Below are 24,819 nucleotides of genomic sequence, written 5' to 3'. Positions count from 1 at the left end.
ATGGTTCCCGGCGATCAGTGCGCAGCGAGGCGGTAAGCGCCGATATGGCCCTTCACATCCTCGACGTACACAGTGTCGCCCACTACCAGCGGCTGGGCCTGGATCGGCTTCTTGGACAGGCGGATGCGCGCGGCCAGTGCGCCGTCGCTGGTCTGCAACCAATGCACAAAACCGTAGGCGTCAGCGACCACCACATAGTTGCCCTGCACCGCGGGGCCAGTGAGCCAGCGGTACTTGAGCTTGGCGTCCTTCCACATGTCGGAGCCGCTGCTGCGGTCGAATGCCCACACTTCGCCCTGGTCGTCCACGCCATAGAGGGCACTGCCTCCCAGGCTCAGCGAGGTGTAGGTGGAGAACGGGTGCGACCACAGCGGGCGGCCGCTGGGGCCGTCGATCGCGGTGAGGTCGCCATGATAGGCGGAACCATACAGCGTGCTGCCATCGAGCAGGATCGTGCCGTCCGCGTCGTCGAGACGCTCGATATCGGTACGACCGTCGCCATTGGCCAGCCGCTGTTCCCACAGCTTCTCGCCGTTGTCCTGGCGCAGCGCGACCAGCTTGCCGTCGTCGCTGCCGATGAATACCACGCCGTTCGCTGCCAGCGGCGTACCGTAGCCGCGGAGGCTGAGCGAGGGCACGGTACCCTGGTCGTAAACCCAGCGGCGCTTGCCGGTGGCGGCGTCGAGGCCGTACACGCGGCCGTCCTGGGTGCGCGCGATCACCAGATCCCCGCTGATCGCCGGTGCGGCGGTCACTTCGGAATCCAGCTCGGACGACCACAACGGGCTGCCGTCCTTCGGGTTCATGCCGTAGACATACCCGTCCAGTGTTCCCACCGCGAGCAGGTTGCCGGCCACGGCAGGGCTGCCGGCATAGGAGCCGTCGGGAATCGCCTTCCCTTTCTTGCCGCCGAAGCCGAACCAGCCCTTCTTGACCTTGGTGGTCTTTTCCCACAGCTGCTTGCCGCTGGCGGCGTCGAACGCGGCAATCTTGCCGTCGGTGCTCACCGCATACAGCACGCCGTCAACCACGGTCGGACGCAGGCGCACACCGCTGATGCCGGCGCCATCGCCAATGCGCGCCGTCCAGACCTTGCTGACCTGTACGGTGGGCGTGAAGTGCTTGTCCAGCGGGGTCGGCGGCTCGATGTTCTTCTTCTTGAACGAATTACAGCCAGCCAGCAGCGCCAGCGAACCCAAAGCAAGCAGCCATGCGCTCTTCTTCACCACGTCTTTCATGCACCCTGCTTCCCGGCCACGGCCAGATCGTCGATTTTCATCTGCAGGACGGCGTGTTGCGGCGCGTCCTCACCCAATGCCGCCATCGCCGCCTGGTATGCCCTGCGTGCGTCGTCGGCGCGTCCCAACTTGACCAGTGCGTCGCCGCGGAGTTCCTGATTCAGGCCGGTGTAATCGCCGGCCGGCATGGCTTCCAGCGTGGCCAAAGCGGCCTGACCGTCGCCCTTGGCCAATTGCACGCGAGCCATGCGCAACTGCACCAACGACTTCAGCGCCGGACTGGCGGCATGCGCCGCAGCCCACTGCAGCGAAACGATGGCTTTGTCGAACTGCTTGTCCTGCACTTGCTGCTTCGCACGGTCGCTGACTGCAAACAGTGCATAGGGCGACTTGGCGTAGTCCTTCATCAACTCGTCGACGAAGGCCGTTGCAGCATCCGGCTTGCCGCTGGCGATCGCCACATCGGCCTGCTGGTACAGCGTGGCCGCAGCGGCCTCGCTATTGGCCTGGTGCTTGCGCCACTGCTGCAGACCGAAAATGCCGACCAGGCCGATCGCGATGCCAACGGCGATGGAGAGGCCGTTTTCGCGCAGCCATTTCTGGACACGTTCGCTTTGTTCGTAATCGTCGTATGCGTCGAATGCCATGCTTCACCGTTCGTGGGTGCCGCGCGCTATGCGCACGCCGGCCGGAGGCGAGAAAACGGCTCGCCTTCACCCTTCGCCCGAAGTCGGACGAAGAATGGGCAAGCATAACCGAAATGAATGGTTCGCAGGCGCGGCAGCGCGCGTCAGAGAACGGCTGCAGTAGCCTTGCCGGCAGCAATCTGCATGCGGAAATGCGCCACGTTGGCATGGCGCAACGCATCGAGTGCCACGGGTTGGCCATCGATGCTCATCTGCGCACCATCGGCATTGCCGATGCGCACATCCAGCGGTTGGTCGCTGCGCCATGTCTTGCTGGTTCCGGCGGGCAGCAGACCGTATTCCAGCCGCGAGCCATCCTGCCCGACCACCTCGACCCAACTGGCAGCAGTCAGGCTCAGCGTGATGCTGTGGCCACCCGTACCGACGGTAGCCGCCGCGGCGCCTGCACTCTCCGCTGGCGCTGGTACGCTGGCCTTCGGCGATGCCAAGCTGCCATTGTCCATGCTCGGGAACGGCGCCATCGAAGCCATCAGCGGCTGGTCGTCCGAAGGTTGCGCATCTGGGGCTTTTGCCACCAGGGTCGGCGCAGTCGACTTGGCTGGCGCCGCAGCCTGTTGCGTGTCCTGCTGGGCCACCGGCGAGGCGTCCAGCGGAGTCAGGTGGCTGAGGTCGCGATCCAGCGTGCTGCGCACACCAAACCAAACCGTGGGTACCGCGATGACCAGGGTCAGCACCACATAGGTGGCAGCGGTGGCATAACGGTCGAACAGGAAACGCGAGTGCGAAATGCCGCCAGTGGCGACAAGTGCCGGCTCGACATGGTGGGCACGCGCCAGTTCGGCCTGGATCGCCGTATCGTCGATGCCCAGGTACTGGCTGTACTTGCCGATATAGCTGGCCAGGTAGACCCGCGAATCGATGCCGTCGTGCTCGCCATGCTCCAGCTTGCGGAGGATGCGCAGCGGCAACCTCAAGGCATGCGCGCAAGCCCCCAGCTCAAGCCCGCGAGCTTCGCGCGCCGCGCGCAGGCGATTGCCGAAGGCGACATCGGGGTCGGCTTGCACAACCATTGCAAAGCTGGCTTCCGTGTTTCCATCCTGCTGGGCGAACAGATCGGGCGCGGCCGGATCTTGGCCGGACTGGGAAGGCTGCATGTTGTTCATGGACGACTGGCGGTGGCTTTCAGGGCGCGGGCCTGTTCCGAGTCCGGGAACTGGCCCTGCAAACGCCCGAGATAAGACTGGGCTGCATCCGTATTGCCCAAGCGCGATTCGATATCGTAACCAAGCTTGAGGGAGGCCGCAGTCGGCTTGCCCAACGCATCGAAGCGCTGGATGAAAGCCCTGGCACGAAATGCATCCCCTTGCGTATAGAGTACTTCGGCAAGGTGGAAAAGTGCATCGCCATTGCCCGGATTTCGCGCGATTGCGTCACGAAAACTCGCTTCTGCGCCGGCCTGATCACCCATCTTCAACTGGCAGATACCGGCGTTGGTAAGTGCCATATCCGGCGTGGCGTAGAACGGGTCGGCCACGGCCTTCCTGAAATAGCCGAGGGACTCCTGCTCCTTGCCGGTGCTGCACAAGAACTGGCCCAGATTGTTGTTCACATCGCCCTTGTCCGGGGCGAGCGCAACCGCTTGGCGGTAATTGGTCTCCGCCTCGGGGAGCTTGTTGATCTTCTCGTAGACGAACGCGATCACGGTGTGAGCAGGGATGTAGTTCGGGTCGAACTGCAACGCCAGCTTCAGTTTGTCCAGCGCCCCTTCCAGATTGCCCGCGGCCAGGTAGTGCTGGGCCAGGTCGGTATGGATACGGGCTGCATCCTCGCGCTGATCGGCTTTGCTGGCCTTGGGGATATGGTCGGTCGGCCCGGGGCCGTTGCCGTCGTTGTGCACTGTCACGCAGCCGGCCAGCGCCAGCATGAGGCTGAGTCCAACCAGCGATTTACAGCGCATGCGCCTCCCCTTGTTCCACGCGTTGGCGAATCCCCGCACTGCGGCGGGTGCGATCGTTCACTTGCCCGGCCAGCTGGCCGCAGGCGGCGTCGATGTCGTCGCCGCGGGTGCGACGCAGCATGGTGAGAATGCCGGCATTGAGCAACTGGGTCTGGAACGCTCGGATGGTTTCGGCATCGGAGCGCTCGAAGCGCGTGCCCGGGAAGGGATTGAACGGGATCAGGTTGACCTTGCAGGTCGGCAGCTTGCGCATGAAGCGGATCAGCTGCTTCGCATGCTCCGGCTGATCGTTCACGCCCTTCATCAAGGTGTATTCGAAGGTGATCGAGGTGCGTGGCTTGCGCGCGATCCAGCGCTGGCAGGCCGCAGTGAGCTCGGCCAGTGGATAGCGCTTGTTGAGCGGCACCAGCTCGGTGCGCAGCTCGTCATTGGCCGCGTGCAGCGACACCGCCAGCGACACGTCGATGACTTCCGACAGCTTGTCGATCATCGGCACCATGCCGGCGGTGGACAGCGTGACACGCTTGGATGCAAGGCCGAAGCCCAGGTCATCGCGCATCAGGCTCATCGCCCGCACCACGTTGTCGAAGTTCGCCAGCGGCTCACCCATGCCCATCATCACCACATTGGTGATGCGGCGGTTCTGGTGGGTGACGTTGCCCAGCTGCTTCGCCGCCACCCACATCTGGCCGATGATCTCGGCGGTGGCGAGGTTGCGGTTGAAACCCTGCGCGCCGGTGGAGCAGAACTGGCAGTTCAGCGCGCAACCGATCTGCGAGGAGACGCACAGCGTGCCGCGGGTGGGTTCGGGGATGTACACCGCCTCCACCGCGTTGCGGCCGTCCATGCCCAGCAACCACTTGTGCGTGCCGTCGGCAGCAGCCTTGTCCACCAGGGTCTGCGGAGGGCCGACGTGGCAGCTCGCTTCGAGCTTGGCGCGCAGCGCCTTGCCCACGTCGGTCATGTTGCCGAAATCGGACTCGAGGTGGTGGTAGATCCACTTCATCACCTGCTCGGCGCGATACGGCTTCTCGCCAAGCTGCGCGAAGAAATCGCGCAGACCCTGACGATCGAAGTCGAGCAGGTTGACCTTGCCGGCGGCGCCGGGCTGATCGGATGGAATGGCGGCTACCTGGTTCATGTCCTTGTTTCAGAGTGCGGCCATGGATGGCCGCTTTTTGATTTTCGCGTTCACGGATGAACGCTTTGGTTTAACTCGTGCGGCCGTGGACGGCCGCTTCTTGATCTTTGCGTTCTAAAGATGAACGCATTACCTCGCGTGCACTTCGGTAGAAGCGAAGAAGTAGGCGATCTCGACTGCAGCCGTCTCGGCAGCGTCGGAACCGTGCACGGCGTTCGCGTCGATGGAGTCGGCGAAGTCGGCGCGGATCGTGCCGGGCGCGGCTTCCTTCGGATTGGTGGCGCCCATCAGCTCGCGGTTCTTGAGGACGGCGTTCTCGCCCTGCAGCACCTGGATCATCACCGGGCCGGAGATCATGAAATCCACCAGCGCCTTGAAGAACGGACGCTCCTTGTGCACTGCATAGAAACCTTCGGCTTCGGCGCGCGACAGCTGCTTCTGCTTGGCGGCGACAACCTTGAGACCGGCCTTTTCGAAACGGGCGTAGATCTCGCCGATCACGTTCTTGGCGACGGCGTCAGGCTTGATGATGGAAAGGGTGCGCTCCAGCGCCATGGGTGTGCTCCGGTAAAGGGGATCGAAATGTGAAGCCGGCATCGCGCCAGGAATGGCCAAAACCGACTTGGAATGCGGGTTTAGAACGCGAAGTTTGACAGATTCTATTCCATTCGCAAGCCGAAGTAGGGCCGGCGCCCCTCATGGTTTGACGCCGACCAATCCGCACGCGTATGCTCAAACGATCGTTTGAATCCTTCCCTTGGCCACGTGGATTGACCCGACCCGTGAACCGCACCGGCTCCACCAAGGAACGCATACTCGGCGCCGCCGAGACCCTGTTCGCTCAACGTGGCTTCGATGGGGCCTCGCTGCGCCAGTTGACCAGTGCCGCCGGGGTCAACCTCGCGGCGGTCAACTACCATTTCGGCTCCAAGGAAAAACTGGTCGAGCAGGTGTTCCGGCGCCGGCTGGACGCGCTGAACGCCCAGCGCCTCGCCGCACTGGCCAAGGTCGCAGGCAAACCCGACACACGGTTGGAAGATGTGCTCGATGCCTTCATCCGCCCCGCCCTGGAGCTGTCGCACGAGGACGAAGGCTCGCTGTTCATGCGCGTGCTGGCGCGAGCCTTCGCGGAGCACGACGACGGCCTGCGCAAATTCCTGTCCGAGAACTATGGGCATGTGATGCGCCAGTTCACCGCCGAGTTCGCCCGCCTGCTGCCGCGACTGAGCAAGGAGGAACTGTACTGGCGCATCGACCTGGCGACCGGCGCGTTGACTCATGCCATGTCCGGCTTCGGCATCATCCAGCGCAAGAGCGACGTCAGCGAACGCGCCCATCGCGAGCAGACCGTGCAGCACCTGATCCGCTTCGCTGCCGCCGGACTCAACGCCACCTGACTTATCGCGCCGCCACGGCTGCGCCGCCGCTTCGATCAACTTCGTTTCGCATGCTGTCCTTCATCCGGAGACTTCCATGACCGCTTCATCCACCACCACCCCGACGCTGCGCATCCACAAGGCGGCCGTGCTCGGCGCCGGCGTCATGGGTGCGCAGATCGCCGCGCATCTGACCAACGCCGGCGTCGAAACCGTGCTCTTCGACCTTGCCACGAAGGAAGGCCCCAAGAGCGGCATCGCGCTGAAGGCCATCGAACACCTGAAGAAGCTCTCCCCCGCCCCACTGGCCGACGCCAACCTCGCCACCGCCATCATCCCTGCCAACTACGACCAGCATCTCGCCCTCCTGGAAGGCTGCGACCTGATCGTGGAAGCCATCGCCGAACGGATGGACTGGAAGCTGGATCTCTACAAAAAGATCGCCCCACACGTCTCGCCCACCGCGGTGCTGGCGTCGAACACCTCGGGCCTGTCCATCAATGGCCTCGCCGAGGCACTCCCGGAAGAAATGCGCCACCGTTTCTGCGGCGTGCATTTCTTCAACCCGCCGCGCTACATGCACCTGGTCGAAGTGATCCCGACCCGCCTCACTGACCCGAAGGTGGTCGAAGGCCTCGAGGCCTTCCTGGTCACTACCGTGGGCAAGGGCGTGGTGATCGCCCGCGACACGCCCAACTTCATCGGCAACCGCATCGGCGTGTTCTCGATGCTGGCCACCATGCACCATACCGAACAGTTCGGCCTGGGCTTCGACGTGGTGGACGCGCTCACCGGCCCCGCCGTGGGCCGCCCGAAGAGCGCCACCTACCGAACCGCCGACGTGGTGGGCCTGGACACCATGGCGCATGTCATCAAGACCATGGCCGACACCCTGCCCGACGACCCGTGGCATGCCTACTTCAAGGCGCCCGCATGGCTCTCCGCGCTGATCGAAAAGGGTGCGCTGGGCCAGAAGAACGGCGCCGGCTTCTACAGGAAGGCCGGCAAAGACATCGTGGTGCTCGACGTCGCCAAACAGGATTACCGCGCCTCCGAGCAGAAGGCTTCGGACGAAGTCGCCGCCATCCTGGCGATCAAGAACCCCGCCGAGAAATTCGCCAAGCTGCGCGCCTCGCAGGACAAGCAGGCGCAGTTCCTGTGGGCCACCTTCCGCGACCTGTTCCACTACACCGCCTACCATCTCGCTAACATTGCCGACACCGCGCGCGACGTGGACTTCGCCATTCGCTGGGGCTACGGCTGGAAGCTTGGCCCGTTCGAGACCTGGCAGGCCGCCGGCTGGCAGCAGGTGGCGCAGTGGGTGCAGGAAGACATTGCCGCCGGCAAGGCCATGAGCAGCGCGCCGCTTCCCGCATGGGTGCTGGACGACCGCGACGGCGTGCACGGCAAGGACGGCTCCTGGTCGGCCGCCGACGGCAAGTACAAGCCGCGTTCCGCGCACCCGGTCTACCAGCGCCAGCTGTTCCCCGATCCCATCCTCGGCGAGAAGTTCGACCAGGGCAGCACGGTGTGGGAGAACGACGGCGTGCGCCTGTGGACGCTGGGCGACGACGGCGTCGGCATCATCTCGTTCAAGACCAAGATGCACACGGTCAACGACCAGGTGCTCGACGGCATCCAGCACGCCATCGGCGTCGCCGAGGAAAAGCTCAGGGCCGTGGTGATCTGGCAGAACGGCGAGCCGTTCTCAGCCGGCGCGGACCTGAAGGGTGCACTGGGCCTGCTGCAGGCGGGCAAGTTCGACGACTTCGAGCAGATGGTCGCCAACTTTCAGCGCACCAGCATGCGCATCAAGCATGCGCTGGTGCCGGTGGTCTCCGCCGTGCGCGGGCTCGCACTGGGCGGCGGCTGCGAGTTCCAGATGCACTCCGCGCGCACTGTGGCCGCGCTGGAAAGCTACATCGGCCTGGTCGAGGCCGGCGTGGGCCTGCTGCCTGCCGGCGGCGGCCTGCATGAGCTGGCCGTACGCGCGGCCAAGGCCAATCCGGCCGATCCGTTCGAGTCGCTGAAGAAGGTGTTCGAAACCGTGGCGATGGCCAAGGTCTCGCCCAGTGCCATCGAGGCGAAGAACATGGGCCTGCTGCGCGACAGCGACGTCATCGTGTTCAACGCCTACGAACTGCTCTACGTGGCGAAGAGGATCGCGTTGTCCCTGGCCGAATCCGGTTACCGACCGCCGCTGTATCAGCGTTCCGTGCCGGTCGCCGGCGACGTGGGCACCGCCACCTTCAAGGCCTCGCTGGCCAACCTACAGGCCGGCTACTTCGCCTCCGAGCACGACATCGCCATCGCCACCCGCATCGCCGACTGCCTGTGCGGCGGCAACGTGGAGCGCGGTTCGCTGGTGGACGAGGAGTGGCTGCTGGAACTGGAGCGCAAGCACTTCGTGGAGCTGGCCAAGACCGAGAAGACCCAGGCCCGCATCGCGCACACCATGACCACCGGCAAGCCGCTCAGGAACTGATCGCATCCCACCAGTGCGTCATCCCGGCGCAGGCCGGGATCCAGTAGCGAAGACCGATCGTTGCTGCGACTGGATTCCGGCCTACGCCGGAATGACGAACAAGACAACCCAAGACGCGTCGCCGCACACCCGCGCGACGCCACGGAGCAAGCACCATGAGCAAGCAAATCCAGGACGCCTACATCGTCGCCGCCACCCGTACCCCGGTCGGCAAGGCGCCGCGCGGCGTGTTCCGCAACACCCGCCCCGACGACATGCTGGCCCACGTCATCAAGGCCGTGATGGCCCAGGCGCCGGGTATCGATCCGCACCGCATCGGCGACGCCATCATCGGCTGCGCCATGCCGGAAGCCGAGCAAGGCATGAACGTGGCACGCATCGGCGTGCTGCTGGCCGGCCTGCCCGACACCGTGCCCGGCGTCACCATCAACCGCTTCTGCTCATCAGGCCTGCAGGCCGTGGCGATGGCCGCCGACCGCATCCGCCTCGGCGAAGACGACCTGATGCTCGCCGGCGGCACCGAGAGCATGAGCATGGTGCCGATGATGGGCCACAAGATCGCGATGAACCCCGCGATCTTCAGCAACGAGCACATCGGCATCGCCTACGGCATGGGCATCACCGCCGAGAACGTGGCCAAGCAGTGGAAGGTCAGTCGCGAGGCGCAGGACGCCTTCGCCGTGGAAAGCCACCGCCGCGCGCTGGCCGCGCAGGCAGCCGGCGAGTTCAATGACGAGATCAGTCCCTTCCAACTCGACGACCGCTACCCCGACCTCGCCACCCGCGGCATCGCCACCGACAGCCGTACCATCGCCGCCGACGAAGGCCCGCGTGCCGGGACCACGGCCGAGGTGCTGGGCAAGCTCAAGACCGTGTTCCGCAACGGCCAGTTCGGCGGCACCGTCACCGCCGGCAACTCCTCGCAGATGTCCGACGGCGCTGGCGCCGTGCTGCTGGCCAGCGAGAAGGCGATCAAGGAATACAACCTGCAGCCGCTGGCCCGCTTCGTGGGCTTCTCCGTGGCCGGCGTCAAGCCCGAGATCATGGGCATCGGCCCGAAGGAAGCGATCCCGAAGGCGCTCAAGCAGACCGGCATCACGCAGGACCAGCTCGACTGGATCGAACTCAACGAAGCCTTCGCCGCGCAGGCCCTGGCCGTGATGGGCGACCTCAAGCTCGACCCCGCCAAGGTCAATCCGCTGGGCGGCGCCATCGCTCTGGGCCACCCGCTCGGCGCCACCGGCGCGGTACGCATCGCCACCCTTCTGCACGGCCTGCGCCGCCGCAGGCAGAAGTACGGCATGGTGACCATGTGCATCGGCACCGGCATGGGCGCGGCAGGCATCTTCGAAGCGGTTTGACGGGTGCCATTGAGCTTGGCGACCTTCGTCAGGCTGCAAAAGTCAAAGAAGGCCACGCTTGGCTGCACTCTTCGAAAGCGAAAACGGCGCCCATCATCGGGCGCCGTTTTCGTGTCGGGAAGATCAGTTCCGCAGCTTGTCCACCATCCGTTTCCAGAACGAAGGTTTGGTCTGCAGCGACTGACTATCGGAGGGCTTCGGGGGTATATATCCGGGCTGCATGGCCTGGCAATCCGACAAGAAGGGTTGTGTGAGTTTTTGGACTTGTGCCGGGGCAACCCAGAAACCCACGCGAATCGGACTACCGGTGATCTCGAACCATATGCCCAGTGACATCGCCTGTAACACCGGCGTGAGCTGGGTGAACGGCATCTGGCGCGAGAACACCAATGCGTCGCCATCCGCATGGGGGCGGTCACCCTGATGCTGTTGCCACGCCTGGTCGCCCACCTGGAAGTAGGCATACATGGCGCGCGCAGCCAGCAGCTCCGTGCGCTCGGAACCCACGACGTAGCGGGCAGTCAACGTGACCTGCCCGGGCGAGCATTGCAGCGTCACCTGATTCTGCCTGCCGTGCACCATCTGTGACAGCAGCAACGAGGGCGGCGCGCCCGGTGCTTTTTGATAGGACGCCTCCAACGGCAAGCGACCGTTGTTGGCCACCTGTGTGGCAACCAGCTTTTCCGTGTTCCACCATGCAACGCCATTCACCACCAGACCGGCCACCTGTGCGAAATCGGCCGGACGCACGCCCATCGACTCTACATAGCTGTCCGTGTCCGCCGCTTGCGAAGAAGGATCGGTGGCACGGTTCGCCTGCAGGTTGTCGTGCAGACCAATGCGGTCGGAGCCGCTGGGCGACCAACGGTACACGCCGCCCAGGTAGGCATAGGCGCAGGCGTCAAGGCAGGTGGCCGGAAGCGCCGGCGAATTGCCGGTATGCCAGGTTCCCAAATGCGTGTTGAAGCGCGAAGTGCGAAACAGCTTGCCTAGCTCCATGCCAGCCGCAATGTCGCCTGCAGACGAATCCAGATACACGTCCGAGCCAGGCATCAGCTTCCCCGCGTCCAGCAGTTGCCGCACCTGCGCCACGGCCGCGTCGTTGATGGTACCGGCGAGATAGGCTTGCGGCGCCTTGGCCACGCGCAGCGTCATGCTGTCGTTGCGCACATGTACGTTGAGCGGACCTGCCGCCGTCGGCGGAGATTTCGCGAAAAGCGGAAGCATCAACAGGCTTCCGGCCGCGATCAACAGAAATCTCGTGCCATGTTTAGCAATGGAATCGGGCAAGTGGCTCGCCTCGTCTGGAACAAAGAGGCGAAGTGTCGCCCAATCGCACTTGGCCTTGCATGAATGCAGACCACGCAGGTGTTCAGCGCAACTGACTGTCCTTGCTGGCGCGGCGGTTGTAGAGATTGGCAGCATGCTCGGCGTCGTGGGCCTGCTGGCAGCTCACACACAGTCGCACGCCGGCTATCGCAGTACGTCGTGCCTCTGGAATCGACGCGCCGCATTCCTCGCAATGGCTGAGACTGGGACCGCGCTTCAATTGATTGCGGGCACGCTGCACCGCATCGGCGACTGTGGCGTCGATCTGATCCTGTACGGCGCCATCGCCGGCCCATCCGGTCGCCATGGGAACCTCCGCGAGTTATGGCTGATTACACGATATGCGGGTGCCGCGCTCGGATTTCCAGCCGTTTCGGGGTCGCCGCCAAACGACGGATGATGCACCCGCTCGCCTCTTTGTCGTGTGAATCACTCACGCTGGAACTTGCGGAATAGCCGCGAACCGCGTGATTACGTCAACTGAACAGATAGCTGACGCCGCACTCCGCTTGCTGCTCGCTTCCGGCACAGCTGTGCCGGAGCTCCTCGTAGGGCACCAATTGCTGTTGCAGCCATTCGCGCATCTGCGGCCCGAACAGGCCCTCGGCCTTGCGCTTGGCCTTGCCAGGCAGACCACTCACCGCGTCGTGCTTCCACGGTTCGTTGCGCAGGTCGGCAATGGGCTGGTTGCAGCTGGCGCCAAGCTTGGCTCTGGCGTCGATGTGCAGGAAGGCGCACAGGCGCTGCCACTCGTGGTGCATGTCGCGGGTAAGGTCGTCCAGGAAAACGAAATGGTGGTGCGGCTGCTGCGCGTGCCTGGCATGGATCTGCGCGGCACGGTTCCAGCGACGCGACCAGGGCACGAGGCCAATGCCCATGGTGTTGAAACCTGCGTAACGCAGGCTCGCATCCGTGATCGAAGCCAGTACGTCCTCGCCAGGGCGGATCACGTGCACGAAACGCGCGTCCGGCACGTGTCGCTCGATCTCCGGAATGTAAAGCAAGTGGCTCGGCGTTTTTTCAACCCAGGCCGTACGTCCCTCGGCCTGCGCCCGTGCATCGAGCGATCTTATAAAACCGCGCACGCAACTGCCGGTGCGCAACGGCCACTCCGGGAGAGCGAACATGTCTGGATCGATGTCGCGCAAGGGTTGCAACGCCCCGCGCGCCTGCTTGCGTGCGAAGCCGAGGTGCTGTCGCAAGCGGCGTCGCTGCGGCTTGGCATCAAGATCGCCCCAACGCCACGCCAGATCACCATACAGGTGCTCGAAAAACGCTGTTTCCGGCATGGTCAGAATCGTCGGATGCCGCGCCAACATCGCCTGCACGAGTGTAGTGCCGGAACGAGGGCAGCCGACGATGAAGATGCGCTGCATGTTGATGCATACCTCTTTTTAACGGCCGTACACAAACCTGACTGTACGCCAACGAGCAAGATCGTACGCGGTTGACTGCGTCATGTCACTTTACAAAACGCAACATATAACGTATCGGCCAAGAGCCGAAGGGATTGGCTGGTGTGTTTGCTAGGCTGCAGCCTTCACAGCGACGGAGCCTGCCATGACGCAAGGCATCCACACCATCGATACCGGCTTTGTGCGACCGCGCTTCGACGCGGCTTATCTCATCGTGGAAAACGGGCGTGGCGCATTCGTCGATTGCGGCACCAATCATGCAGTGCCGCGCATGCTGGCTGCTCTGGAGGACGCCGGTCTCCGACCAGAGGATGTGGACTGGCTGATCCTTACCCACGTACATCTGGATCATGCGGGCGGCGCTGGCGAACTGATGGCATGCCTGCCGAACGCAAAACTGGTGGTGCATCCGCGCGGTGCGCGGCACATGGTCGATCCATCCCAACTATGGGCCGGAGCCAGTGCGGTATACGGCGAACAGGTGATGGAATCGACCTACGGCCGGCTGCGCCCCGTGCCCGTCGAACGGGTGGTCGAAGCACCGGACGGTCACAGCGTCGATCTCGCCGGCCGGAGCCTGCACTGCCTCGACACACCAGGCCACGCCAAGCACCACCTTGCAGTGCATGACGCACGCACCAACGCCTGCTTTACCGGCGACGTGTTCGGCCTTTCCTACCGTGAGTTCGACACGGCGAACGGTCCCTTCGTGCTTCCCACCACCTCGCCGGTGCAATTCGATCCCGAAGCACTGCACGCTTCCTTGCGCCGCCTGGTTGCTTTGAACCCATCGGCGGTATACCTCACCCATTACGGCCGCGTCGAAGAAGTTGGCCGTCTGGCCGGCGACCTGCATGCACAGATCGATGCCATGGTGGCAATTGCGCGTGCCGCACATGGCAAACCAAACCGGCACGCGAGTTTGGTCGAGGCGCTCACTGCACTGTATGCGGCGCGCGCCATCGCGCATGGCTGGACCGAAGGGCGCGATGCGCTCGCTTCATTGCTGGCCATGGATATCGAATTGAACGCGCAGGGTCTGGAAGTTTGGCTGGATCGCGCTTGACGACACACCACGCCTGAAAGCCGCGAGCCTTACTTCAGTACCTTGCGATATACGTGCTGCGTCTTGACCCGCGCATACCCGAGATTTTCGTAAAACGGGTGCGAACGCTCGCGCGCCACGTTGGAACGCACGCCGATCGACTCGAAGCCCTGCGCGTGTGCCCATCGCTCGCCATCGGCAACCAGTGCGCGCCCGATGCCCGTGCCGCGCGCCGCCGCATCCACCACCAACCCGACGATCTCGATACGTTCGCCCGATTCCAGCGTGAGACGGCGCTCGATCGCGATCCAGCCGAGCAGCCCACCATTCCCGTCTTGCGCCACGGTCACGTGGTGTTGCGGCAACGGCAGGATCGCGCGCAATCGATCTTCCATAGCGGCCACGCCCAGCGGATAACCCAATTCGCCGGCCAACCGCGCGATTTCCATAGCGTCATCGACGCGCGCGGTGCGCAGCGCGGCCATCTCAGGCCAGCCGCGTGCCGTTCGGTACCGGGCGTTCGATGGCGGTGAGCACCACGCCATCCGAGGTTGGGAATCCGGTCAGCAGGAACTGCGAACGGAACGGGCCGATCTGTTTCTCAGGGAAGTTGATGATGCCAACGATCTGCCGACCGATCAGGTTCTCGGACTTGTACAACGCCACGATCTGCGCACTGGTCTTCCTTTCGCCGTAGGGCCCGAAATCGGCCCACACTTTCCATGCAGGTTTGCGTGCCTCCGGGAACGCCTCGACCTTGGTGACCGTGCCGGCCACGATCAGCACTTTCTCGAAGTCCGCCCAGGTTATTTCCGTGGTCTCGCTCATCCTTCCAATCTCGTCTTCAATCCGTCGCGTGCTTGCTGCCACCAATAGTTGAGTTGTGCAGCAAGCAAGCCGAAGGGCTTGTGGGTATTGGCCAAACCGTAGTCGGCAAACTGACGCCAGCCATCGTCGCCCTCGGCGATGGCGGCGGCCAGCAATTCACCGAGCGCGCAGGTGGGCGCCAGGCCGTGGCCGCCGAAGGCTTGCGCCCACCATAACCCCGCATCGTCGCCTTCGCCACGGCCGAGTTGCGGCATCTGGTGGCGCGCATAGCTCATCAGACCCGACCACGCGTATTCGATCTTCGCGCCTTTGAGTTGCGGGAACACCTGCGCCAGATCGTGCCGGAGAAGGCGCTGCACCGCTTGCGGCGACCGGTTGCGGATGGAGATGCGGCCGCCCCACAGCAAGCGCTTGTCGGGCAGCGGCCGGTAGTAGTCGAAGGCAAAACGGCTGTCGTACACCGCCGCGCGCGTGGCGAGGCATTCGTCGAGCCGTTCACCCAGCGGCTCGGTAGCCATCACATAAGTGGCGATGGGCAGCACGGCGCGGTCGATGGGCTTGTACAAGTCGGCGAGGTAGCCGCCGCAGGCGAGCACCACCTGCTCGGCAAGCAGCTCGCCCTGCGCCGTGCCAAGCAGCCAACGCGAACCTTCGCGCTTGAGTCGCCGCACTTCGCTCTGCTCGTGCACGCGCACACCCTGCCCAGCAGCGGCCGAGGCAAGACCGATGGCGTAGTTGAGCGGGTGCAGGTGCAATGCATTGTGCTCGTACAGGCCGTCGCTGTAGCGGGGACTGCGGACGCGTTCGCGCAGTTGCTCCTGCGGCAGCCAGTCCCAACCTACGCCATAGTGCTCGGACAGCAACTGTTGCCGACGGCGCAGCACCTCGGGATCGCGGAACCAGTTGGCCCAGATCACGCCTTCGTCGACCGCATCGCAGGCAATGGCGTACCGCGCAATGCGTGCGCGAATCCGTTCGACGGCCGCCGTCGTGAGGCCGAACAGCGCACGTGCACGCGTTTCGCCAAGCTGATCAAGCAACGCCTGTTCGCCCAGCGAATACCCGGCGAACACGAAGCCGCCGTTGCGTCCCGATGCTCCGAAGCCGACGCGTTCGCGCTCCAGCAACACCACATCGCGCACGCCGCGTTCGGCCAGGCCCAGCGCTGTGTTGAGTCCGGCGTAGCCGCCGCCGACAACGGCTACACGTGCTTCCTGTCGCCCTTGCAGCGGCGCATACGCTTCGTATGGCGATGCCGTGGCTGCGTAGTACGACGAAACCGATGGTTGCTTCATGCGCGAGCGCCCCTGTGCGACGGCAAGGCGAGCGAGCATAGCCTATTCATTGCGCCAGCCTCATTGAACCAGGCTCGCCTGCAGCGGCCGCTCATCGCTGCGCCCGTGGTCGTCCACCACGCGCACGCGGTAATCGCCTGCGTTGTGCGCTTGCCAGAACAGGCTGCTGCCGGGCCTGCCCTGCCCTACGTAGGCATCGTCCACGAACCAGTACAGTGCGTGCACGTCGGCATCAGCGTTAGCCGTGAACGCAATCGCCGTCCTGTCCCGCTGCCCGAGACGCATCGCATAGGTGCTGGCGCGCAGCGGCGAGGTGATCTGCGGCGGCGAGCCGATCGGGCGTCCTGCATCGACGCAAGCCGGATTCTGCGGCGGCTTTCGCCGCGGGATGCCGGCCTGCGCGAACACCTGCGCAAGATCGGACGGCCAGAACTCGAACACTTCCACGTGGGTGTGCTTGTCTGCGTACGGCGGGCAAGCGGGCAAGCCGGTCGCATCGTCGATCACCAGCGGACGGTGGATGGTGTCCACGCGGATCGGCGACTTGCCGGGAATGAACCACGTCCAGCCGCGCTGCGGACACCATTGGCTGGGCAGGTCACCGCTGGCGAGGCAGATTTCCACGCGCTTGAGATTGGCCGGCATGTGCCGCGACGGTTCCTGCATATGCGGGCGTTCCGCCCGCAGCGCATCGACCACCTGGAAGAACAGCGGCGCAGCGGCGTCCACGCCGACGAAGGCGGGGTTCGCCGAGCCATCGAAATTGCCCACCCACACCACCAGCACGTAGGGACCGAAGCTGCCCGCCGTCCACGCATCGTGGAAGGCCCACGAGGTACCGGTTTTCCAGTACACCGGCAGGCGCGTGTTCTCTGCACCGAAGGCCGCATCGGGACGCGGGTTCTGCCGCAGCATGTCCATCACCATGAAGCTGGATGCATCGCTCAGCAAGCGCGTGCCGCCCACCTGCGGGTCGCTCTCGCGCAGGCGCAACGGCTGCAGCACGCCGCGGTTGGCAAGCATCGCGTAGAGGTCGCCCAGTTCCTGCATGGTCACCTCGCCGCCGCCCAGCACAAGGGCAAGACCGTAGTGCTGTTCGCTGGCGAGGCGGCTGATGCCGGCTTCCCGCAGGAAATCGTAGAGGCTGGGCTGGTGCAGCTGCGAGGCCACCCACACGGCGGGGATGTTGCGGCTGCGGATCAACGCCTGGGTGGCGGTGATCGGTCCGAGGAAATGCCCGTCGAAATTTTCCGGCGTATAGGGACCGAACGAACTGGGTACGTCGCGCAGCACCGTCTGTGGATGCAGCACACCCTGATCGAAACCCAATGCGTAGATGAAGGGCTTGAGTGCGGAGCCTGGCGAGCGCTTCGCGTTCGTGCCGTTGTTCTGCCCTTCGATGCCGGGGTCGAAATAATTGGACGAGCCCACCATCGCCTTGATGCCCATATCGCGGGTATCGATCAGCAGCGCAGCCGCATTGCGGATGCCGCGCGGGGCATTGCGCTGCACATAGTTGGACAGTTGCCGTTCTAGGCTGTGCTGCAAATCGAGATCGATGGTTGTGACTACGCGCGGCGGCAGGCGCTCGCCGCTCACGCGTTGCGCGGCGATCAACTGGTCCACCGCATGCGGCGCCTCGAATGGCAACCTGGCCAGGGGGTGCAATGTGAGCGGCAGGTCGAACAGCGGCTTGAACGAGGCATCGCGCGGATGCTCTTGCAGCCAACGCGCATAGAGATCGTTGCGTGCCCGCGCCAAGGCGGGATTGATGAGCACGCCGCCCTTCTGCAGCGGACGCGAAGGCTCCTGCGGAATCACCGCCAGCGTCAGCGCTTCCGGCAGGGTGAGGTCGCTGGGTGGCTTGCCGAAATACACGAGGCTGGCCGCGCCCACGCCTTGCACGTTGCTACCGTAGGGCGCGTCGTTGAGATAAGCCTCGAGGATCTCGCGCTTGGAATGGAACAACTCGAGCTGCAACGCATGCGCGATCTGGCGCAATTTTCCCGACGGTGTACGCGTATCCAGACCCCAAAGCAGGCGCGCAAGCTGCATGGTGATGGTAGAGCCGCCTTGCGGATGGCGATGCCGCACATAGGTGACCCACCCGCCACGCAGCAGGCCCCATGCATTGAAGCCCGGATGCCACCAGTACCAGCGATCCTCGTGCAACAGTACGCCTTCCACGAGTTGCGGCGAGACCTGTTTCAACGGCACCCATTGGCGGTATTGCTCGTCGCTGGCAAGCGTCAATCGCAGCAGGTGGCCGCTGTCATCGTAGAACGCAGTGGAACTGGGCAGGCGCTCGCGCAATGGCTGGTGCGGCCATAGGCGGCAAGCCACGAGCACAGCCGCCAGCAGCGCAAAGCCGACCAACCCGTTCTGCCAGCGGATGAGCAGGCGCTTTAGCAAGCGTATGGCGAACACCCGCTCCTCGCCCCACCCGTCGCCTCGCTCCCCGGTACCACGGCCATCCATGGCAGCTCTCCGCGTGCCCCGGCAAGGAAGGGGTGTTCACGGTTGTGGATCACGGCTGTACCACGTCGAGCACGGCGCCTCCGGGAGCCTGTGCCTGGATGGCACGGTCGTACATCTGCTCGGCATAAGCCGGAGCGACCTGGAACTTGCCGGCGTTGGTGGCCTTGATGCGATAGACGAACTCACGCACGTCCGGCGTGGCCGTGCCGTAGATCACCACGCGATCCTCGCGAATGTCCGCGTACTCGGGCTGCCAGGTCGATGAGTCAAGACCGATGGGCGAACGCCACGCGGCAGGCTTGGGCGTGTCGCTGCCATCGCTGTTGCTGTTGTCGTCGCCACTGCCGTTGTCGCCGGCCGTATTGCTGTCCGCCTGTACCGCAGGTGGCGGCTGGATCACCGGATCGAACCCGCCCGGCAGCAGATCGACGATGGCCACGTTGCCCACGCCCTCGTCGCCGGTGGCGCGGATCTTGATGTGCACGTCGATTTCCTCGCCCACCGTGATCTTGTCCAGTGCCTTGCCGTCGGTGCTGGTGTACTCGCGCACGATCTCGATGCCGTTCTTGATCGCCTCCTTCGAGCTGCTGCGGTCATAGCCGCCCTGCGTGGCGATGCGCCATGCCGGCAGGCTGCCCTGGTTAGTGAAGCGCAGCGCCTTCGCCACACCGTCCCAACTACCGCCCAGCAACATGCCGCCTTGCGCCTGGCCGATGGGCTTGGCGCTGCCGTCGGCCAGCACTTCGGCGATGCCCAGCTTGTCCAGGCCGGCGGCGGTGTCGTGCGCGTAACTGTCCAGCGCCAGTACGGTCATCGCGGACGACAAGGTGTTGTAGTCGTTGTGCGCGAGCGGCCACGAGACGTTCTCGAACACGCGCGAGGGCAGCGACTTCGCCTCCTGCGGGAAGTGTTTGGCGATCAGGTAAAGCACACTGGCATCGCGGGTCAGCGGGTCGTAGTAGTAGCCATAGTCGAAGTCCTCGGCGGCCTTGGCGCGGGTGAGCAGCTTGAGCGGCCCTGCCATCAGGCGATTCGCCTCGGCATCCTGCTTGAGCAGCTTGTACGAAGCAGCCAGCCATGCGGCGGCCAGGTCATTCGTCCAATCCTTCGGATACTGGTCCTGCAGACGCTTCTGCACCGCGGCCAACTCATTGGTGGTGACGTTGCCCTGGCGGGTCAGCAGGTACACGGCGTAGGCACGCTCGCGCAGCTGGTCCAGCGTGTCCATGCTGTCGTTGGCGGCCAGTTGCCTGAGGTACTGGTTGCCGGCGTCGAGCATATCCTGCGGCACCACCATGCCGCGTTCGCGCGCCTCGATCAGGAAGTTCATCGCGTAATCGGAGACGAACGGTTCGGCATCCGGCGTGGCCGACCAGAGGCCGAAACCGCCAGCACCGTTCTGCCGCGAGTGCAGCACGTCGAGGAAGTTCGCCAGTGCCTGGTCGTTGCTGATGGTCTTGTCGCCGAAGGCCGGCTGCAACGCGTGCGCGAACACCGGCACCACCGGCCACTTCGACACCACCAGCCGCGGCATCGCCGAACTCACGATCTGCTCGCTGCAGTAGTTCTGGTAGTTCACCAGATAGCTGGTGATGCCTTGCGCCAGCACGACTGGCAAGGAGGAGATCGCCGCATCACGCGAGGCGTAGGCGTCGTACAGCGGACGCAGCGGCTTCAGGTCGGCCAGGCTGCCCGATTCCACGCGGCCCACGTCGACCTGGGTGCGATAGGCCGATGCCGGCCGCACCGACACGTCAATGCCCTGCTGTGCCGACTTGCCTCCATAGCTGGCGGCGAAGCCCAGATGGCCGGAACCCAACTTGTCGGTTGCCCTGACGCGGAAGCGCAGCACGCCTTCGCGCATCGAGGCGAGGCTCACGTCCTGCGTGGCCGGCCCCAGCACCTGCAGCTGTGAACCGGTCTGCAGCGTTACTGCCACCGGTACCGCCTTCGTGCCGATGTCCGTGAGGTTGTTGGCCACGCCCACGCTCACCTCGGCCTCGTCCCCTGGGGCCATCGTGGTCGGCACGTTGGGCGAAAGCACAAAGTCGCCGCGCACCGTGGTGGCGCCCTCCCACGTACCAATGCGGTCAGGCGACACCGCCACGGCCATCACACGCACGCGGCCGTTGAAATAGTCGGGAACCGTGTAGCTGAAGTCCTTCTCGCCATCGACGTCGACGATGCCCGACCAGTAGGCCACCGGCTTGTCGCGCTTGCGCTTGAACGGGTTGAGCTGGCGGCTGATCGCCGCGTCGGCATCGCCACCGGCAGCGGCGGACAGCGCCATCAGCTTCTCGAACTCGGGCAGGATCAGGTCGAGGATCTGCGAGGTCTTCACCTCGAGCATCTTCTTTCGGAAGAAGTACTGCAGCGGGTCGCCCAGCTTGTAGCGCGCCACCTGCAGGATGCCTTCGTCCACCGCGAACAGCACCACCCTGGCCGGTTGCGCCGCGTGCAGCTTGAAGGTCACGGTGTCGCCCGGTTTCACCAGCGCGGGCGTGTCCACCGTCAGTGCATCGCGCCGCGCGTCGAGGTTCACGGAGAACGGCTCCACGCCGTAGGACAGCGGACTCATGAAGACCTCGTCGGAGGACGGGTCGCGCACGAACTGCACGTTGACGTAGCCGTTGCCTTCGAAGTCCTTGGGCAAGGTGATGCTCTGCACCGAACTGGTGGTGTCGGCATGGAACCACGCGTGTGCGTAGACCTTGTCGCGCTCGATGGTGATCAGGCCGCTGCCCGCGTACGGCGCGTGCACGGCGATATGGATGGTGTCGCCAGGCTTGTAGTCCTGCTTGTCCAGGCTTAGTTGCAGTTCGGCATTGCGATCCAGCGAACGCGACAAATTGGCGTTGCCAGCCACCGAATAGCTGACGCGGTTGACCTCCTTGCGGTCGTTGCCACGCAGGATCAGCAGTGCGTAGTCGCCGGGCTTGTCCGTGGCGAGCGCGTAATCCATGCCGCCCGCGGGAATCGCCAGCGGCTTCTCGTCCACCGGGATTTCCTTGAGCTTGGACTCGTACTTGTAGACGCCGGAGTCCTGCTTGGTGAGTATCGAGACGTAGCGGCGCTCGACCAATTGCGCCTTGAGACCGTCCAGCGCGATGGATTTCGCATCGGGGCCGATCGCCACCAGGCGCACCTTGCGCTCTGCATTGCGGCTCACGTAGTCCAGCGCGTCGTCGCTCTTGTAGCCCACCAGCCAGTCGTTCGAGGACACCAGGGTCTGCGTGGCAGCGGCCACGCTACGGCCGCCGTCCGCTTCGTGCGCTTTGGCGAGGAAGTAGAGCTGGTAGGTGGCGTCGGCGTATTTCTTGAGGTCGAGGTCGAATTCGGCATGGCCCTTGTCGTCGGTCTTGCCGTCGGCAAGGTTCTCCTCGTAACCCTCCTTGGCACGGCGGATGTCGTAGAAGTGGTAGTCCGGCCAGCTGTGGAATGCCGGCCACGCCGGACGCAGCGTGAGCGAGGCTTCCACGCGGCGATCCGCGGCGGGCGTGCCGAACAGGTTCTGCGCATCGACCAGGCCCTTGAGCTGGTCAGGCTTCACCCAACCCTCGGCGACCTGCTGAGAGAGCTTGGCGCTCACCTTCATGCGGTCGGGCAGGAATTCCTTCACCTGCACCGTGGTGCTGCCGATCTGCGTATCGGCCTTACCCCCGCGCACGATGTAGAGGTTCACCGCCCACGTGCCGGTGGGCGCGGTTTCCGCCGGCGTGTAGCTCAATTCGCCGAAGCCGCTGGAGTCCATCGCCAAGGGCTGCTGCTTCACCGTGACGCCGCGCGGGTCGACGATCTCGGCCTGCAGCGGAATGCCCGCCACGTTGCGCGCCCATTCCGCGGCGCGCACGATCAGGCCGATGTGAAAGGTATCGCCGGGACGATAGATGCCGCGGTCGGAAAACAGATAACCGCTGAGCTGGCCGGCGTTTGCCGCATTTGCCTCGCCACCGATGTCGAAGCGCGAGAAGTCGAGCTGGCGGTCGGAGCTGCCTACCGGCAGGAAGGAAAGATCCTCGCCCTTGCTCACCACGTAGAGCGCGGGCTTCTTCTCGCGGTCCAGCCCCTTGAGGCTGGGGAAATGCACCACGCCTTCGGCGCCGGTGGTCTGCGTGAAGAGCGTCTGCCCGTTTACCGCAAGCACCGACACGCTGGCGCCTGCCACCGGTTGGCCGTTGCCGATGGATTGCACGAACACATCCTGGCTCCCGTCCAGCGCCTGCTTCACCAACATGCCGAGGTCGGTGACCACGATGAGGCGGTTGTCGCTGGGCGAGGCATCGTTGTTGCCATCGCCGTTGTCGCCTTCATTGTTGTCACCTGCGTTGTCTGCAGCGTCGTCGGCTGCCGCTACCGTGGTTGCAGCAGCCGGCGCCGCCGCGGATCGACCGGGTGCAGGCGCCAGGCCCTGCTGCGCGAGCGCGCGTGCCTTCACCGCCTCGTCCGCGCGCTTGGCAGCGGCGGCCGGGTCGTAACTGGAAAGGTGCAGCCAGAACACGCCGCGACGTCCCGGCTTGAGGTATTGACCGAGGTCGACACCCTCGTAATGCGCCTGGCTCGGGCCGCCTTGCGGAAACGAACGCTTGATCTCGTAACGTTCGACGATGTGACCCTCGTCGAAGTCATAAGGCAACTGCGGATGGCTGTAGTCGCCCGAATTGAGGCTGACCAGATGCTGCAACTGGTCGGGCAGCACGCGGCCGATCTCCACGCGCATGCCAGGCATGTTGCGCGAGACCACCGAGACGCGCTTGCTGCCACCCAGTGACAGCAGCGAACCGTCCGCCATGAAGCGCAGCAGCTTGGGATAATCCGGCACGGTGAACACGCGCGCCACCGGCCGGCCCAGCACGTAGCCACCGAAGGACTTCACGTCCTTGCCAATGCGCACGTAGACGCGCTGCCCCGGCGTGGCCTGGTATTTGAAGCTCTGCAACTCCTGATAGTCGTTCTCGGTGGGCACCACGTCGAGCTTGAGCACCTGCGACTTGCGCAGCACGTCCTCGCCAACCTCGGATACATCCCACTCGTAAGGCTTGCCATCGTAGGAAGCCCGCTCACCCGGCTTGTTCGCCGGCAACACCCAGGCCTGGGTCACGTCAGCCACGTCGCTGCTGCGTACCGCGCCGCTGAAGTTGGCCACCATCACCTGTTCGGGTTCGTACTTGTCGTTGTTCACCAGCGTGGGTGAAATATCGTCCACCGTGAGGCTGTAGAGGCCGGGGATGCGCACACTGGCCTTGAGCGGATCCTTGGTGCCCATGCCGCCACGCGTGCTGCGCACGCCGCTGTCGATCGTGACCGCCACCGCGCCGTCGTCGTGCGGCAAGGCCAACGGCTGCGAGTGGATCCATGCATGCAGGCGGGTCTGGTCGTAGGTCACGGTGTACTTCAGCGTGTCGCCGCGCTTGCCATCCTTGTCGGCCAGAGCCAGCGCGATGCGCCGTTCGAATTGCGCGGCATCGATGGGATAGCTGAAGTCCACCGGCATGATCACCTGCTTGGCGGTGGCGTCCTGCGGGTCCTGGTAGAACTCGCCCCGTCCCAGCGTGGCGGTGAAGGGTGCAGTGTCGAACTCGAAGCCGTCATCCGCCATCAAGGCCTGCGGCGCGAAGGTCTTGCGCACGTCGAAGCGCACCTTGTAGTGCTGGCCGATCGGCCAGTCCGCCGCGGGCGTAAAGCGCAAGGTATGGTCGTCCACCCAGGTCCATTGGCCCTTGGTGTCCGGGCTCATGGCAATGCCTTCGGTCACCGGCTTGCCGACGCGCTCGATCGGCGCCGCCGATCCCGAGAACGCGAGCTCCAGCGGATGCACCACGACCGGTTGCTTGCCGTAGTCGGTGAGCGCCGGTGCCTGCACCGTCCAGGTGATCTGCTGCGGCTGCGGCGGACGCGGTCGGTTCTGGTACCAGCGCCAGCCGTACCAGCCACCGCCAGCCAACACGACTGCCGCCAGCAAGGTACCGGCCGAACGCAACGGATTGCGGCGCACGACATGCATCCAGCCGGGCGCCGACCATTGCACGTTGCCGAGCAGCGGCCGCAAGATCCAGCCAAGGACATGCCCCGCCATGCGCAGCAGGCGCACTGGCAACAGGAGCAGGAAACGCAGCAGATCCATGATGCTTCCCTCGATTCATCCGTCGAATGACGCCGGCCCTTGCGGCCGGTGTCGGGGCTCCTGCCACATGATCAGGCCCCGCACGGCATGCGAGGCCTGATTG

At 64.7% G+C, this 24,819-nt stretch carries 18 protein-coding genes; 4 read left to right on the top strand and 14 right to left on the bottom strand.

Translation table 11 applies throughout. The features are described 5' to 3' along the window. Nucleotides 1-14: 14 nt before the first annotated feature. From bamB to ndk, 6 genes are all read right to left on the bottom strand, one after another. A complete protein-coding gene (bamB, locus tag IHE49_RS09600) occupies nt 15-1,238 on the bottom strand; it encodes an outer membrane protein assembly factor BamB (RefSeq protein ID WP_192157271.1) in 1,224 nt (407 codons plus the stop codon). Continuing rightward, complete coding sequence (locus IHE49_RS09595) at nt 1,235-1,885, bottom strand: tetratricopeptide repeat protein (RefSeq protein WP_192157269.1); 651 nt, start codon at nt 1,883-1,885, stop codon at nt 1,235-1,237. The genes bamB and IHE49_RS09595 overlap by 4 nt, the downstream gene beginning before the upstream one ends. Nucleotides 1,886-2,028: 143 nt before the next feature. Continuing rightward, nucleotides 2,029-3,048 (bottom strand): helix-turn-helix domain-containing protein, encoded by a 1,020-nt coding sequence (locus IHE49_RS09590; protein WP_192157267.1) that lies wholly within the window; start codon nt 3,046-3,048, stop codon nt 2,029-2,031. Continuing rightward, on the bottom strand, nt 3,045-3,809 hold the full coding sequence (gene pilW / locus IHE49_RS09585) for a type IV pilus biogenesis/stability protein PilW (RefSeq protein WP_225578327.1): 765 nt from the start codon (nt 3,807-3,809) through the stop codon (nt 3,045-3,047). Before pilW ends, IHE49_RS09590 begins: the two co-directional genes overlap by 4 nt. Nucleotides 3,810-3,831: 22 nt before the next feature. After that, a complete protein-coding gene (gene rlmN / locus IHE49_RS09580; protein WP_192157263.1) occupies nt 3,832-4,983 on the bottom strand; it encodes a 23S rRNA (adenine(2503)-C(2))-methyltransferase RlmN in 1,152 nt (383 codons plus the stop codon). A 129-nt stretch (nt 4,984-5,112) separates the two neighbouring features. Continuing rightward, complete coding sequence (gene ndk, locus IHE49_RS09575) at nt 5,113-5,538, bottom strand: nucleoside-diphosphate kinase (RefSeq protein ID WP_192157261.1); 426 nt, start codon at nt 5,536-5,538, stop codon at nt 5,113-5,115. Between the two features lie 173 nt (nt 5,539-5,711). Between ndk and IHE49_RS09570 the strand changes: the two genes are divergently transcribed. From IHE49_RS09570 to IHE49_RS09560, 3 genes are all read left to right on the top strand, one after another. Beyond that, nucleotides 5,712-6,380 (top strand): TetR/AcrR family transcriptional regulator, encoded by a 669-nt coding sequence (locus tag IHE49_RS09570; protein ID WP_192157259.1) that lies wholly within the window; start codon nt 5,712-5,714, stop codon nt 6,378-6,380. A gap of 76 nt (nt 6,381-6,456) precedes the next feature. Next, a complete protein-coding gene (locus IHE49_RS09565) occupies nt 6,457-8,844 on the top strand; it encodes a 3-hydroxyacyl-CoA dehydrogenase/enoyl-CoA hydratase family protein (protein ID WP_192157257.1) in 2,388 nt (795 codons plus the stop codon). Nucleotides 8,845-8,999: 155 nt separating this feature from the next. Continuing rightward, nucleotides 9,000-10,205 (top strand): acetyl-CoA C-acyltransferase, encoded by a 1,206-nt coding sequence (locus IHE49_RS09560; RefSeq protein ID WP_192157255.1) that lies wholly within the window; start codon nt 9,000-9,002, stop codon nt 10,203-10,205. 123 nt (nt 10,206-10,328) lie between these two features. On the opposite strand, the gene IHE49_RS09555 is transcribed toward IHE49_RS09560, so the two are convergent. From IHE49_RS09555 to IHE49_RS09545, 3 genes are all read right to left on the bottom strand, one after another. Then, nucleotides 10,329-11,432 (bottom strand): hypothetical protein, encoded by a 1,104-nt coding sequence (locus IHE49_RS09555; RefSeq protein WP_192157253.1) that lies wholly within the window; start codon nt 11,430-11,432, stop codon nt 10,329-10,331. A 145-nt stretch (nt 11,433-11,577) separates the two neighbouring features. Next, the gene (locus IHE49_RS09550; protein WP_192157251.1) at nt 11,578-11,841 is read right to left on the bottom strand and encodes a DksA/TraR family C4-type zinc finger protein; all 264 of its coding nucleotides are present in this window, start codon (nt 11,839-11,841) and stop codon (nt 11,578-11,580) included. A gap of 169 nt (nt 11,842-12,010) precedes the next feature. Next, on the bottom strand, nt 12,011-12,910 hold the full coding sequence (locus IHE49_RS09545) for a sulfotransferase (RefSeq protein WP_192157249.1): 900 nt from the start codon (nt 12,908-12,910) through the stop codon (nt 12,011-12,013). A 184-nt stretch (nt 12,911-13,094) separates the two neighbouring features. Between IHE49_RS09545 and IHE49_RS09540 the strand changes: the two genes are divergently transcribed. After that, complete coding sequence (locus IHE49_RS09540; RefSeq protein WP_192157247.1) at nt 13,095-14,015, top strand: MBL fold metallo-hydrolase; 921 nt, start codon at nt 13,095-13,097, stop codon at nt 14,013-14,015. 29 nt (nt 14,016-14,044) lie between these two features. Here IHE49_RS09540 and IHE49_RS09535 read toward each other — a convergent pair whose 3' ends face one another. Genes IHE49_RS09535 through IHE49_RS09515 form a run of 5 tightly spaced genes read right to left on the bottom strand, consistent with a single transcriptional unit; the run spans nt 14,045 to nt 24,716 of the window. Further along, nucleotides 14,045-14,479 (bottom strand): GNAT family N-acetyltransferase, encoded by a 435-nt coding sequence (locus IHE49_RS09535; RefSeq protein WP_192157245.1) that lies wholly within the window; start codon nt 14,477-14,479, stop codon nt 14,045-14,047. Nucleotide 14,480: 1 nt separating this feature from the next. Further along, a complete protein-coding gene (locus tag IHE49_RS09530) occupies nt 14,481-14,822 on the bottom strand; it encodes a tRNA-binding protein (RefSeq protein ID WP_192157243.1) in 342 nt (113 codons plus the stop codon). Further along, nucleotides 14,819-16,117, bottom strand: coding sequence for an FAD-binding oxidoreductase (locus tag IHE49_RS09525; protein ID WP_192157241.1), 1,299 nt, complete (start codon nt 16,115-16,117; stop codon nt 14,819-14,821). Before IHE49_RS09525 ends, IHE49_RS09530 begins: the two co-directional genes overlap by 4 nt. A 60-nt stretch (nt 16,118-16,177) precedes the next feature. Then, a complete protein-coding gene (pbpC, locus tag IHE49_RS09520) occupies nt 16,178-18,595 on the bottom strand; it encodes a penicillin-binding protein 1C (protein WP_192157239.1) in 2,418 nt (805 codons plus the stop codon). A 49-nt stretch (nt 18,596-18,644) separates the two neighbouring features. Next, nucleotides 18,645-24,716, bottom strand: a complete 6,072-nt coding sequence (locus IHE49_RS09515; RefSeq protein WP_192157237.1) for an alpha-2-macroglobulin — start codon at nt 24,714-24,716, stop codon at nt 18,645-18,647. Nucleotides 24,717-24,819 lie beyond the last annotated feature (103 nt).

Source organism: Rhodanobacter sp. 7MK24 (genome assembly GCF_014842995.1).
GTDB lineage: Bacteria > Pseudomonadota > Gammaproteobacteria > Xanthomonadales > Rhodanobacteraceae > Rhodanobacter_A.
Note: the sequence above shows the minus strand (reverse complement) of the source record. Positions and strands in the feature narration are given on the sequence as shown.

Coding starts and splice junctions, on each gene's coding strand:
- bamB (WP_192157271.1), bottom strand. CDS start 1,238: ATGAAAGACGTGGTGAAGAAGAGCGCATGGCTGCTTGCTTTGGGTTCG.
- IHE49_RS09595 (WP_192157269.1), bottom strand. CDS start 1,885: ATGGCATTCGACGCATACGACGATTACGAACAAAGCGAACGTGTCCAG.
- IHE49_RS09590 (WP_192157267.1), bottom strand. CDS start 3,048: ATGAACAACATGCAGCCTTCCCAGTCCGGCCAAGATCCGGCCGCGCCC.
- pilW (WP_225578327.1), bottom strand. CDS start 3,809: ATGCTGGCGCTGGCCGGCTGCGTGACAGTGCACAACGACGGCAACGGC.
- rlmN (WP_192157263.1), bottom strand. CDS start 4,983: ATGAACCAGGTAGCCGCCATTCCATCCGATCAGCCCGGCGCCGCCGGC.
- ndk (WP_192157261.1), bottom strand. CDS start 5,538: ATGGCGCTGGAGCGCACCCTTTCCATCATCAAGCCTGACGCCGTCGCC.
- IHE49_RS09570 (WP_192157259.1), top strand. CDS start 5,712: ATGCTCAAACGATCGTTTGAATCCTTCCCTTGGCCACGTGGATTGACC.
- IHE49_RS09565 (WP_192157257.1), top strand. CDS start 6,457: ATGACCGCTTCATCCACCACCACCCCGACGCTGCGCATCCACAAGGCG.
- IHE49_RS09560 (WP_192157255.1), top strand. CDS start 9,000: ATGAGCAAGCAAATCCAGGACGCCTACATCGTCGCCGCCACCCGTACC.
- IHE49_RS09555 (WP_192157253.1), bottom strand. CDS start 11,432: ATGCTTCCGCTTTTCGCGAAATCTCCGCCGACGGCGGCAGGTCCGCTC.
- IHE49_RS09550 (WP_192157251.1), bottom strand. CDS start 11,841: ATGGCGACCGGATGGGCCGGCGATGGCGCCGTACAGGATCAGATCGAC.
- IHE49_RS09545 (WP_192157249.1), bottom strand. CDS start 12,910: ATGCAGCGCATCTTCATCGTCGGCTGCCCTCGTTCCGGCACTACACTC.
- IHE49_RS09540 (WP_192157247.1), top strand. CDS start 13,095: ATGACGCAAGGCATCCACACCATCGATACCGGCTTTGTGCGACCGCGC.
- IHE49_RS09535 (WP_192157245.1), bottom strand. CDS start 14,479: ATGGCCGCGCTGCGCACCGCGCGCGTCGATGACGCTATGGAAATCGCG.
- IHE49_RS09530 (WP_192157243.1), bottom strand. CDS start 14,822: ATGAGCGAGACCACGGAAATAACCTGGGCGGACTTCGAGAAAGTGCTG.
- IHE49_RS09525 (WP_192157241.1), bottom strand. CDS start 16,117: ATGAAGCAACCATCGGTTTCGTCGTACTACGCAGCCACGGCATCGCCA.
- pbpC (WP_192157239.1), bottom strand. CDS start 18,595: ATGGATGGCCGTGGTACCGGGGAGCGAGGCGACGGGTGGGGCGAGGAG.
- IHE49_RS09515 (WP_192157237.1), bottom strand. CDS start 24,716: ATGGATCTGCTGCGTTTCCTGCTCCTGTTGCCAGTGCGCCTGCTGCGC.